At 70.1% G+C, this 11,522-nt stretch carries 12 protein-coding genes; 6 read left to right on the top strand and 6 right to left on the bottom strand.

Annotated features, from left to right (window positions below; all coding sequences use genetic code 11):
* Genes Aco04nite_RS34270 through Aco04nite_RS34260 form a run of 3 tightly spaced genes read right to left on the bottom strand, consistent with a single transcriptional unit; the run spans position 1 to position 2,925 of the window.
* Positions 1-963: a glycosyltransferase gene (locus tag Aco04nite_RS34270; protein WP_213001385.1), complete on the bottom strand. Its 963-nt coding sequence runs from the start codon at positions 961-963 to the stop codon at positions 1-3.
* Entirely contained in the window at positions 939-2,105 is a 1,167-nt protein-coding gene (locus Aco04nite_RS34265) for a glycosyltransferase family 4 protein (RefSeq protein ID WP_213001384.1), read from the bottom strand. The genes Aco04nite_RS34270 and Aco04nite_RS34265 overlap by 25 nt, the downstream gene beginning before the upstream one ends.
* Before the next feature lie 7 nt (positions 2,106-2,112).
* Entirely contained in the window at positions 2,113-2,925 is an 813-nt protein-coding gene (locus Aco04nite_RS34260; RefSeq protein WP_213001383.1) for a glycosyltransferase family 2 protein, read from the bottom strand.
* Positions 2,926-3,178: 253 nt separating this feature from the next.
* Here Aco04nite_RS34260 and Aco04nite_RS34255 point away from each other — a divergent pair, with 253 nt between their 5' ends.
* The 3 genes from Aco04nite_RS34255 to Aco04nite_RS34245 are packed head-to-tail and all read left to right on the top strand — an operon-like array spanning position 3,179 to position 5,129.
* Positions 3,179-3,556: a tyrosinase family oxidase copper chaperone gene (locus tag Aco04nite_RS34255; protein ID WP_213001382.1), complete on the top strand. Its 378-nt coding sequence runs from the start codon at positions 3,179-3,181 to the stop codon at positions 3,554-3,556.
* A gap of 13 nt (positions 3,557-3,569) precedes the next feature.
* On the top strand, positions 3,570-4,394 hold the full coding sequence (locus Aco04nite_RS34250) for a tyrosinase family protein (RefSeq protein WP_213001381.1): 825 nt from the start codon (positions 3,570-3,572) through the stop codon (positions 4,392-4,394).
* A gap of 30 nt (positions 4,395-4,424) precedes the next feature.
* Positions 4,425-5,129: a sulfotransferase-like domain-containing protein gene (locus tag Aco04nite_RS34245; protein WP_213001380.1), complete on the top strand. Its 705-nt coding sequence runs from the start codon at positions 4,425-4,427 to the stop codon at positions 5,127-5,129.
* On the opposite strand, the gene Aco04nite_RS34240 is transcribed toward Aco04nite_RS34245, so the two are convergent.
* Positions 5,124-6,023 carry an aminotransferase class IV gene (locus Aco04nite_RS34240; RefSeq protein WP_213001379.1) on the bottom strand — a complete coding sequence of 300 codons (900 nt, stop codon included), beginning with the start codon at positions 6,021-6,023 and terminating at the stop codon, positions 5,124-5,126. The two genes, Aco04nite_RS34245 and Aco04nite_RS34240, sit on opposite strands and share 6 nt — an antisense overlap.
* A gap of 296 nt (positions 6,024-6,319) precedes the next feature.
* Between Aco04nite_RS34240 and Aco04nite_RS34235 the strand changes: the two genes are divergently transcribed.
* Positions 6,320-7,252: a DUF2267 domain-containing protein gene (locus tag Aco04nite_RS34235; RefSeq protein WP_244876499.1), complete on the top strand. Its 933-nt coding sequence runs from the start codon at positions 6,320-6,322 to the stop codon at positions 7,250-7,252.
* 220 nt (positions 7,253-7,472) lie between these two features.
* Here the strand turns inward: Aco04nite_RS34235 and Aco04nite_RS34230 are convergent, their stop codons facing one another.
* Entirely contained in the window at positions 7,473-7,847 is a 375-nt protein-coding gene (locus tag Aco04nite_RS34230; RefSeq protein WP_213001377.1) for a hypothetical protein, read from the bottom strand.
* Positions 7,848-8,106: 259 nt separating this feature from the next.
* Here Aco04nite_RS34230 and Aco04nite_RS34225 point away from each other — a divergent pair, with 259 nt between their 5' ends.
* Together Aco04nite_RS34225 and Aco04nite_RS34220 are read left to right on the top strand one after the other, a co-directional pair.
* The gene (locus Aco04nite_RS34225; protein WP_213001376.1) at positions 8,107-10,029 is read left to right on the top strand and encodes a protein kinase domain-containing protein; all 1,923 of its coding nucleotides are present in this window, start codon (positions 8,107-8,109) and stop codon (positions 10,027-10,029) included.
* Positions 10,030-10,280: 251 nt separating this feature from the next.
* The gene (locus Aco04nite_RS34220; protein WP_244876493.1) at positions 10,281-11,024 is read left to right on the top strand and encodes a GTP pyrophosphokinase; all 744 of its coding nucleotides are present in this window, start codon (positions 10,281-10,283) and stop codon (positions 11,022-11,024) included.
* A gap of 2 nt (positions 11,025-11,026) precedes the next feature.
* Here the strand turns inward: Aco04nite_RS34220 and Aco04nite_RS34215 are convergent, their stop codons facing one another.
* On the bottom strand, positions 11,027-11,521 hold the full coding sequence (locus Aco04nite_RS34215) for a SigE family RNA polymerase sigma factor (protein WP_203843111.1): 495 nt from the start codon (positions 11,519-11,521) through the stop codon (positions 11,027-11,029).
* Position 11,522 lies beyond the last annotated feature (1 nt).

Genomic DNA, 11,522 nt, shown 5'->3' with positions numbered 1-11,522 from the left:
TCAGCCCACCGTGCTCGGGCGGCGGGCCGGCACCCCGGAGCGGGCGGTCGACTGCTGGGTCACCGCGACGAGTACGCCGAGACCCCAGCCGGTGTTCTTCACCAGCCAGCCGAGCAGCATCAACGGCCACAGCACCGGGCGGGGCCGGCAGTACCCGACGACGAACAGCGTCTCCGCGACCGCGAGACCCGGCACGGTCAGCAGCAACCACGGCGACACCAGCACGGCCGCGACCACCGCGGCGAGCATGACGGCGGTGGGCACGTAGTCGATCGCGCGGGCGGTGCGGGTGTGGGCGGCGTACCGCACCCGCCAGATCGCGTAGCGGTACATCTGCCGCAGGTAGCCGCGCGGGGTGGCCCGGCTCTCGTGCCGGACCACCGCGGCGGGCACGATGCTCCAGCCGTGCCGCTGCCTGATCCGGTCGACGAACTCGATGTCCTCGGCGTGCACCCACCGCTCGTCGAACAGCTCGCCGCCGGTGCGGTCCAGGTGCACGGCCATGTTGCAGCCGGCGATCAGCAGCACCCCGGAGGTCGCGAGCCGCCGGATGGTGGCGTCGTTGACCGCGATCGCCTCCGCGAACGCCGACGCGTGGGCCGTCTCGACACCGCCGCCTACCACTGCCACGCCGGGGTCGCCGCGAAAGGCGTCGACCAGCTCCCGGGTCCACTCGTCGTCGGCCCAGGCATCGGAGTCGAGGAACGCGACGAGGCGGGTCCGCGCCGCCGCCATCCCGAGGTTGCGGCCGCGGGAGATGTTGTGGCTGCCGTTGCGCAGCACCCTGACCGGCACGACGCTGCGCGCGCGGAACTCCTCGACCGCGGCGAGCGTACCGTCGGTGGAGTCGTCGTCCACGACGATGATCTCCGCGGGCTCGAGGCGCTGGCCCGCGAGCGAGTCGAGGCACCGGTCGATGGTCCGGGCGCTGTCGTAGGTCAGAACGACGACACTGATGGGCATGCGCTCTCCTGCCTCTCTACTGCGGGGACGTCGCGGTCGTACAGGTTCACCAGGAGCTGCTGGTTGACGCGCCAGTCGAAGTGCCGCACCGCGAGACGCCGCGAGTGCTCGCCCATCCGGCGCCGGAGCCCGGCGTCGGCGACCACGGCACGGATCGCGGTGCGCAGCGCCTCCGGTTCGGGTGCGACCAGGCTGAACAGGCGGCGGTCCACGCCGTACGCGTCATAACGCTCGTCGTCGGTCGTCACGATCGGCAGGCCGCACGCCATCGCCTCCTGCACGACCAGCGGGAACAGGTCCCCGACCGACGGCAGCACGAACACGTCGGCGAGGCGGTACAGCACCGCCAGGTCCGCTCGGGACACCGGCCCGACCCAGTGGACCCCGGCGGGCAGCGGCCCGGGGTGTCCCGTGCCGGCGAGCACCACGTCGTACGCGTCGTCGGCCGCCGCGATCAGCTGCTCGAAACCCTTGCGCGGCACCATCCGGCCCGCGAACAACGCGATCGGGCGCCCGCTCGGCAGGCCCAGCCGGTCGCGTACCTCCCCGCCGCGCAGCCCCGCCGACCCCGGAGCGAACGCCGCCGTGTCGATGCCGTTCGGCGCGGCGACCACCTTGTCCGCGGGGACCCCCCGGGCCCGCAGGTAGTCGGCGACGAGCGCGCTCGGTGCGACGACCCGGCGGGCGTGGCGCCAGAGGTAGCCGCCGGCCACCCGCGCGGACAGCCGGGCGGCGGCCAGCACCAGCGGGTTCGGGTGGTGCACGCCTTCGATGTGCTGGGTGACGTACATCGGTTTCCCGGCCCGCCGGGCGAACCAGGCCGCGGCCTGCGGCGGCGGGTACAGCACGTCGTGCACGTGCACCACGTCGCACCTGGCGACCAGGTCCTTGAGGCCGCGCAGGAAAGCGGGTCCGATCAACGGGAACGGCACCCCGGTACGCCGGTCCAGCACGTTGCTCACCGGCAGCCGGACGACGTCGTAGCCCCCCTGGCGCTCCCGGCCGGGCGCACCCCCGGTCTGCGACGTGGCGACCACGACCGTGTGGCCGGCCTCCGCCAGGCTGCGCGCCTGCTGCTGCGCCACCACCTCGACCCCGCCGACATGCGGCGGGAAGTAGCTGGAGACGATCAGGACGTTCATCGCGCGGCTACCAGGCCGGGTTCGCGACCGCGCCGGCGGCGCAGGTGCACGACGGGACCGGTGCCCGCTCGGGCTCCCGCGCGGACGGCACATCGGACCAGCTCGGCAGCGCCACATAGCTGTTCTGGGTGAGCGGGGCCACCGGCCGGGCCCGCACCGCGAGCATCTCCGCCAGGTTGCGCATGCCGTCGGCGACCGTGCGGATCTTCGTCTCGCCGCCACGCGGGCGGTAGACGATCGGGATCTCCGCGCACTTGAAGCCGTGCCGGAACGCCTCGATCTTCAGCTCCTGCGAGAACCCCATGCCGCCGGAGCGCATCCGCAGCCCGTTCCAGACCTTTCGGCGGAACACCCACATACCTGATTGCGAATCGGCGAACGGCACCCGGAACAGCTGCCGGGCAATGCCGGACAGGCATTTGTTGCCCCAGACGTGGCTACGCGTCATCGCACCCGGAAGGAGGTCCCCGAGACGATTCGTGCTAAGAAAGTCGATATCTTCGGCGGCCAGGCTGTCGATCACCTCGGGCAGAATTTCGAATGGATAGGTGAGGTCGGCGTCGCCGGTGGCGATGACCTCTCCCGAACAATTCGCGAAACCCGCCTTGTACGCGTTGCCATAACCGCGGACCGGCTGCACGACAACCTTCGCGCCGAGCTGCCGCGCCAATTCCCCGGTGCCGTCGGTGGACCCGTTGTCCACGATGACGATCTCGGTCTCATGCCCTGCGACCCGCAGTTTCTCGACGGGGATGGAGCCGATCGTCCGCGATATGTTCTCGCGTTCATTGAGGGCGGGGATCACGACGGAGACGAACACTGTTCCTCCTGTGTAGAGGTATTCACCGCCTCGGACTCAACACGGCGCACCAGCGCCGCATACACCTTTCCGGATAATTTCCACTGATCCTGACACCACCGGGGTGGGCCAAACGGCCAGCCCCTTCACCCGCACGGGGAATTAACCCTCCCGCAAGTGGGAACAACGCACATCACCCGCAACCAAACGGCGGGTCATGTCATCGTGGATCTCGCAGGACAATTTCCGGCCATTAGCGAAGGGATACATATCCATGAAAGGAATGAGCCGGCGCGGCGCGCTGCGGATGACGGCGGGTGCGGTGGTCGCCGCCTCCATCGGTGCGGGGCAGATGTTCAGCCGGGGCGCCGACGCCCGCCGGGCCGCTCCCGCCGTGACCCGGGAGACCTATCGGGGACGACTGATCACCATCCGGAAACTGGCCGGGCCGCTGCCCGGTCAGGCCCTGCCGGACGATCTGGTCCTCATCGACGACCTGCCGCTGCACGTGATGTCCAACGCGGACGGCACATTCACGACGGTCACCAACCATTACCGCAGGTTCACCACGCTGCGGGCCGCCTCGCGAGCCGCGGTCGACTCGCTCGGCAGGGCCGACCTGATGCCGATGCGCACGCATCGGCACAAGTGACGGGGGGCGACTCATGGCAACAGTGCGCCAGGATCAGAAAGTGCTCACCTACGCCCAGCGCAAGGCGTTCACCGACGCGGTCATCACGCTCAAGAAGAAGGGCCTCTACGACCCGTTCGTGAAGACCCACGTCGACTACATGGCCCTGGACCAGGACAACGGGCCCCGGGTGGCGCACCGTGCCCCGTCGTTCCTGCCCTGGCACCGGCAGTTCCTGCTGATGTTCGAGCAGGCGCTGCAGGCGATCAACAAGAACGTGTCGCTGCCGTACTGGAACTGGACCGCGGCACGCGCGAAGAACGCCCCGCCGTTCACGCCGGACTTCATGGGCGGCGACGGGCAGGGCGGGGACCGCGAGGTGCCCAACGGGCCGTTCGCCTACTCGAAACAGAACTGGCCGCTGAACGAACGCATCGACACCCGCCCGTTCCTGCGCCGGGTCATGGGCGTCGACGCGACCAGCCTGCCGACCACCGACGAGGTCAACCTGGTGCTGGGGCTGGTGCCGTACGACGCCGCGCCGTACAACAGCTCCTCGGCGACCGGTTTCCGCAACAGGCTGGAGGGCTGGTCCGGAGCCGACCTGCACAACCGTGTCCACGACTGGGTGGGCGGCACGATGACCGGCGGGGACTCCCCGAACGACCCGGTGTTCTGGCTGCACCACTGCTACATCGACAAGCTCTGGGCCGACTGGCAGGCGAAACACCCGGGATACGGCTATCTGCCCGCGACCACCACGAAGAACGTCATCGCGCTCAACGACCCGATGCCGCCGTGGAGGACGAGAAGACCGAGCGAGCTCATCGATCACAAACCGTTCTACACGTACGCGTGAAAGCGCACCCGCCGGTGTGATCATGGAACGATGACGACACGGGTGGCAATGTGGTCCGGGCCCCGCAACATCTCCACGGCCATGCTGCGCAGCTTCGGGTCCCGGACCGACACCACCGTCTGCGACGAGCCGCTCTACGCCCATTACCTGGCCGCGACCGGGCTCGACCACCCCGGCCGGGACGCGGTGCTGGCGAGCCAGCCGAACCGCTGGCAGGACGTGGCCGCCCAGCTCACCGGCCCGGCACCGGACGGCGCCGCCGTGTTCTACCAGAAACACATGGCCCACCACCTGCTGCCGGACATCGGCCGTTCCTGGCTGGACGGCCTGACCCACGCGTTCCTGCTGCGCGACCCGGCCCAGGTCGTCGCGTCGTACGCCCGGGTGCGCGGCGAACCCACCCTGGAGGATCTCGGCTACCCGCAACAGGCCGAGATCTTCCGCGCGTACGGCGGCCCGGTCGTCGACGCCGCCGACCTGCTCGCCGACCCGCCGGGTGTGCTGGGCCGGCTCTGCGAGGCGCTCGCGATCCCGTTCGACCCGGCGATGCTGCGGTGGCCGGCGGGCCCGCGGGACACCGACGGGGTCTGGGCGCCGTACTGGTACGCGGCCGTCGAGGCCTCCACCGGCTTCACCCCGTACACCCCGGCCCCGGCGGACATCCCGGAACACCTGCGCCCGCTCGTCGACGTGGCCCGCCCCTTCTACGAAGAACTGGCCGCCCACCGCCTATAGAACTGCGACACCGTTCGCGCGGGCGTGCGACTGATAGAGCTCGGCGATCCGCGCGGTCACCGGGCCGGGCCTGCCGGAGCCGATCGCCCGGCCGTCGATGGTGGTGACGCCCGCGATCTCACCCATCGTGCCGGTGCAGAACACTTCGTCAGCGGTGTACATCTCGGTGAGGGAGATGTCTCGGACCACCGCCGGGATGCCGGCCGCCGCCGCCAGCTCGAGGACGGTCTGCCGGGTGATGCCCTCGGGGCAGGCCGCGGTGCTCGGCGTGGCCAGAGCGCCGCCCTGGACCCGGAACAGGTGCGTGGCGTTGGTCTCGGCGACGAACCCACGGCCGTCGAGCATCAGCGCGTCGTCGGCACCGGCCACCGTCGCCTCGATCTTCGCGAGGATCGAGTTCAGCAGGTTCGCGTGATGGATCTTCGGGTCCAGGACGTCCGGCCCGGGACGCCGCACGCTCGTCGTCGCGAGGCTCAGCCCGGACGTGTCGTAGACCGGGGCCTTGTGCTCGGCCAGCACGATCAGCGTCGGACCGGCCCGGTTGAGCCGCGGGTCCATCCCACTGGTGACCTTCACCCCCCGGGTCAAGGTCAATCGGATGTGTACGCCGTCAGTCATCCCATTGGCCCGCAACGTCTCCCGCACCGCCGCGACGATGTCGTCATCGCCGGGGATCCCGGCGAAGTTCAACGCCGTGGCGGACCGGCGCAACCGGTCGAGATGCTCGGCCAGCCCGAAGATCGACCCCTGGTAGAGCCGCAGCCCCTCCCACACGGCGTCCCCGCCCTGCACCACCGAGTCGAACGGCGACAGCCCCGGCTCGTCCCGGTGCCGCAGCACCCCGTCGACCCAGTAGACGATGTCGGCATTGCGCTCGTCGTAGCTCTGCAACATCCGATCATTGTCCCGCACGCCCGGAAACCGGACGCCGGCTTCACCGTGGCCGACGTCACAACCATGATCACAATCGTCATCAACGAGGTGGCTGCTCGGCATCAACCGTCCACATAGACCCACTAATCTGCCGCCTGACAGCACGCGGGTGACCTCACCCACATCGTCGTAGTGCCCGGTTTTGGGCGCCGGTCGACGGGTATGCGAGGGACACCCGGGTTGGGCCGGGCCGGCTTTGGCGGTAGGGCGACGGCGGTAGGGCGACAGGGTTCGCCCAGGGGGAGATGAACGTGGCGATGGACGTGTTGGCCCGAATTCAGGAACGGGCCCGGCTGCACGGGCCCAACGAGACACGGCGCGCGGTCGGCGCCATCCTCGCAAGCCTCGCGGACATACTCCCGCGGCACGTCTTCCACCAGCTGACCGCCACCTTCCCCGACGACCTGCACCCCACCGGCCCCCTGCCCCCGGTCGCCGTCGCGCCCGGCCGCAACGCCTTCGTGAGCCGGCTCGCCGCCCACCTCCTCATCGACGAACCCGACGCCGCCTTCCTCGCCCGCGTCATCTTCGAGCAGTGGAACGCCGCCGCCCGCACCCTCAGCCCGGCCACCATCGCCTACCTGGCCCCTGCCGGCCTGCGTCCTCTGCTGCGCGCCCAGATCTCCCCAACCCAGATCCTGACGGCCCAGATCCTGACGGCCCAGATCCCGACGGCCCAAATCCCGACGGCCCAAATCCCGACGGCCCAAATCCCGACGGCCCAGATCCCGACGGCCCAGATCTCCACGACCCAGATCCCCACGGCCCAGATCCCCACGGCCCAGATCTCCACGGCCCAGATCTCCACGGCCGAGGCCGTTGCGGGGCTGGGCTCCTCGGCTCCGGCCGGGCTCGAGGCGCGGGAATCCCACGCTGCCGGCATCGAGATGGCCGGGCTTGCGGCGGCGGGGCTTCACCTCGGGCCCGCCACGCCGGAACCCCGCGGGCTCGATGCGGACGGGCGTCGCGGCGGTGAGTTCGAGCCCGCCGGGAATGAGCTTGTCAGCGTCGTGCCTGCCGCAGCTGACCCGATCGATATGCAGCGTGAGGTGGCCGAGGCGCAGGCGGGCGAGGCAGAGCAGGGACCGGCATGGCGGCCGAACGGCGCGCCCCGCCGGATCGTGCGGGTCGCCACCAATGCGGCGGCCGGTCATCATCAGCGGACCGCAGCGCGGCAGCTCTCGGCCTGAACGTCCGGGCCATCCCGACCCTGGCCGGCCTTTCTCTGGCCGGCCTTCTCTGACGCGGGCAGCCACCCCGATCTGGTCCGGCCCCGGCCGTCCCGGGCACGCCTCCCCCGGCGGGCCTCGCCGGGACGGCATTCCCTGGCCGGCCTTTCTCTGGCACGCCTCCCCTGGCGGGCCTCGCCGGGGACGGCATTCCCGGGCCGGGACGATCAGGTCGGGATGGTCAGACCACCAGGTCGGCTTCGATCTTGCGCAGGTGGTAGCGGGCGAGGCCCAGGTTGGCGCGGGCCTTGTCCAGGATCAGGTAGAGGAAGAAGGTGTCACCGGAGCGCGTCGGCGGGATGAGGCGGATCAGGTGGTACTCGGTGTCGAGGGTGATCAGGACGTCCTCGATGGAGTCGCGGACGCCGACCATTTCCAGGGTTCGCATCTGCGCCCGGACCACGTCGGTGTTGCCCGCCGCGGCGACGTTCATGTCGTGCTGGGTGCCGCCGCCCACGACGCCGAGGGCCAGGCCGCTGCCATAGTCGACCAGTGCGGCGCCGATGGCCCCATCGATCGTCATTGCCCCCTTGAGGGCGGTATCGATGTCCGCCATGTCTCCCCCTTGGTCACGACCACCGGCCCAGCGCCGAAAATCAAGATCAACCTTAACAGCCGGGGATGCATTCTTTGATCGAGCGTCAGCGATTCCCGGGCCCGGACGTGCGCAAATCCGGGCACCTCAGGACGGGTACGCACCTTTGGCACCCTGCCCCCACTTCCGGACCGGAGTGGTCTGCTGCCATGATGCGTGATCAGATTTCCGTGCATTTCGTGTCTCGTGGGGAGCTCGATCGGTGGACACCGCGTACCGCGTGAGTCCATTGCACAGCAGCGACCCTGAGCAACTGGGCGAATACGTTCTGACGGGACGGCTCGGCGCGGGTGGCATGGGTGTCGTTTATCTCGCCGAGGACCGCGAGGGCACCTACGTCGCCATCAAGCTGGTGCATTCGTCGCTGTCGCACGACCCGGAATTTCGCAACCGGTTCCGCAGCGAGGTGCAACGGGCCCGGCAGGTGCCGGCGTTCTGCACCGCGGAGTACCTCGACGCCGACCTCGACCACGAGCCGCCCTACCTGGTTGTCGAGTACGTCGACGGTCCCGGCCTGAACGAGGTCGTCGAGGAGCGCGGCCCGCTGCGCGCCGCGGCCCTGCACTCCCTGGCCGTCGGCGTGGCCACGGCGCTGACCGGCATCCACGGCGCGGGCGTGATCCACCGCGACCTGAAACCGGACAACGTCCTGCTGGCGCCGGGCAGCCCCAAGGTGATCGACTTCGGCCTGGCGCGCGCGTTCGAGGCCGCTACGCAGCACACGCGTACCGATCAGATGGTCGGGACCGTCGCCTACATGGCGCCGGAACGGTTCTCCGACGATCCGGGCACCCCGCTCACGGCCGCGGCGGACATCTTCGCCTGGGGCTGCGTGGTCTGCTACTCCGGCACGGGCCGCACCCCGTTCGCCGGCGACTCCCCCGCCGCCACCGCCGGCCGCATCCTGACCCAGCCACCCCGCCTCGACGGCCTCCCCGAACCCCTGCGCACCATCGTCGAACGCTCCCTCGCCAAGAACCCCCAGGACCGCCCCACCGCCCGCGAACTCCTCGACGCCCTCCTCGCCGTCCCCCCGGCGCAGCAAACCCCCGCCACCATCCCCACCCAGCGCCGCCCCTCCGAGCCCACCACCTCCGCAACTCCGCAGCCTGGCACGCTCCCGACGCCGCCACCCTCGGCATTCGTGACACCGCCACCCAGCGACGTGGTGACGCCGCCACCCAGCGACGTGGTGACGCCGCCATCCAGCGACGTGGTGACGCCAGCGCCCGGTGCACTCAGAACGCCGTCTCCCACCGCGTTCCCGACACCAAGCTCCAGCGCGTTCCCCACCCCGCCTCCGGGCGCCTTCCCCACGCCGGCATCCGATGCCTTCGCGACACCGCCACCCGGCACCTCCACCACGACGCCGCCCCAGAGCTTCGCGTCGCCGCAACCCACCGCGTTCGCCGCGTTGCCGACGTCGGTGTTCGTGCTGCCGCCGGAGCAGGTGACGCAGGGCGAGTCGCGCCGTAGCCGGGTGCTGCTGGCCGCGCTGGCGGTCTTCCTCGTGGTGTCGGGCGTGGCGACGACCATGTTCGCCCTCAACGCGGTGGACGACGGCGACGACCGGCAACTGGCCAGCCTCCCGCCGGTGACCTCGACGGCCCCTTCGACGACGTCCGCGCCCGTCACCGTCAAAACGACGAAGGCGCCGTCCCCGAAGGGCACGCAGCAGTCCAAGGCGGCGGCCAGCTCGCCCAAGGCCACCCCGGCGAGCAGGAAACCGTCGACGGTGAGCGCCCAGGCTAACCCGTCACACCGCAACCTCGCCCTGAACCACCCCGCGCTCGCGTCGGGCTCGGAGGGCGACCCGTGGAACGCCCTCTACGCGGTGGACGGGGACACCACGACGCGGTGGAGCAGCGCGTTCACCGACACGCAGTGGTTGCGGGTCGACCTCGGGAACCGCTGGCAGATCAGCGAGGTCCGGGTGCGGTGGGAGAACGCGTACGCCGTGGCGTACCGCATCGAGATCTCCACCGACAGTGCCACCTGGAAGAGCATCTACAGCACGAAGACCGGGACCGGCGGCGACGTCACGATCGACGTCAAGGACGTGCCCGCACGCTACGTGCGGCTCTACAGCACGAAGCGTTCCAGCCAGTACGGCATCTCCGTCTACGAGCTCGAGGTCCGCTGACCCTTGCGACGGGAGCCCCGACCGCAGCGATATCAGCCCCGGCAGGGCCTCAGCCTGCGCTTTCGCCCATTCCGCGGGGGATTTTGCGGGCTGCGGCGGTGAGCGGCTAACGCGGAATGGACAGGTCTGCGAGAATTGCTCGCATTTCTGTCCTTGGACGTCTTTCCCACTGCGTGACCCGCTCTGGAGCACTGCGCATACGGTAGGACGGTGCATGCGGCAGTTCGAGACCGAATCTGGAGAGAACCATCGTGAATCCTGAGCATCCCGGTGCGGAGCAGCGCGGGACCGTTCACGGACAGATCGTCGAGCGCCACGCGATCGCGGGGCCCGACGGCGCCGCCCGGGGTGCCGGGACGACCGCGGCGGTGCCCGCGCCGTTCCATGAGGCGACCGATGAGCTGACCCGGTTCATGATGGTCTACAAGTTCGGGCTCGCGGAGATCCGGACGAAGATCGACATCCTGGCGGAGGAGCTGGCCCACCGGGGCACGGGCAACCCGATCGAGCACGTCAACCCGCGGCTGAAGAGCGCGGCCAGCATCGCCGCGAAGGCCCGGCGGATCGAGTGCCCGCTCACGTTCGACGACCTGCGTGCCCGGATCCGCGACATCGCCGGCATCCGCATCGTGTGCAGCTTCGTCTCCGACGTCTACACCGTCGCGGACATGCTGACCCGCCAGCCCGACGTCAACCCGGTGCAGACCAAGGACTACATCGCCAAGCCGAAGGACAACGGCTACCGCAGCCTGCACCTGATCGTGGAGATCCCGGTCTTCCTCTCCGACCAGGTCGTCGCGGTGCCGGTGGAGGTGCAGCTGCGGACGGTCGCGATGGACTTCTGGGCCAGCCTCGAGCACAAGATCTACTACAAGCACAACCCCGACATCCCGCCGGCCCTGCGTGACGAGCTGGCCGCCGCCGCCGAGGACGCCGCCCGGCTCGACAAGCGCATGGAGCGCCTGCACCAGGAGATCCACGGCCCGCGGCGTTAGGCTCAGGCGAAGAGAGCGACCTGCTCCGGGGCGAGCAGCTCCTTCAGCTTCGACAGCGACCGCTTCGTCTGCGTCTTCACCACGCTGGCGGGCACGTTCAGGACCTCGGCGGTCTGCTCCACCGAATAGTCCTCGAAGTAGCGCAGGATCACGATCGCACGGTCCCGCGGTGGCAGCTGCGCCAGCGCGTCCAGCATCGTGAGCCGCAGATCCGGGCTGCCGGCGTGCGCGACGTCCTCGAACTCCGGGACGGCCCGCTCGCTCGAGCTGCGCCGGCGCCGGTGATCGAGGTAGGCGCGGAACAGCATCTTCTGCGCGTACGCCACCGGATTGTCGGCCTGTGCGGCCTTGCGCCAGACGACGTAGAGCTTGGTCAGCGTGGTCTGGGTGAGGTCCTGGGCCAGATGCCAGTCCCGGCACAGCATGAACGCCGTCGCCCGCAGCCGCTCCGCCGACGCCCGGGCGAAGACCTCGAACTCGTCGTCATAGTTCGCCATC

The organism is Winogradskya consettensis, assembly GCF_018332715.1.
Lineage (GTDB): Bacteria > Actinomycetota > Actinomycetes > Mycobacteriales > Micromonosporaceae > Actinoplanes > Actinoplanes consettensis.
Note: the sequence above shows the minus strand (reverse complement) of the source record. Positions and strands in the feature narration are given on the sequence as shown.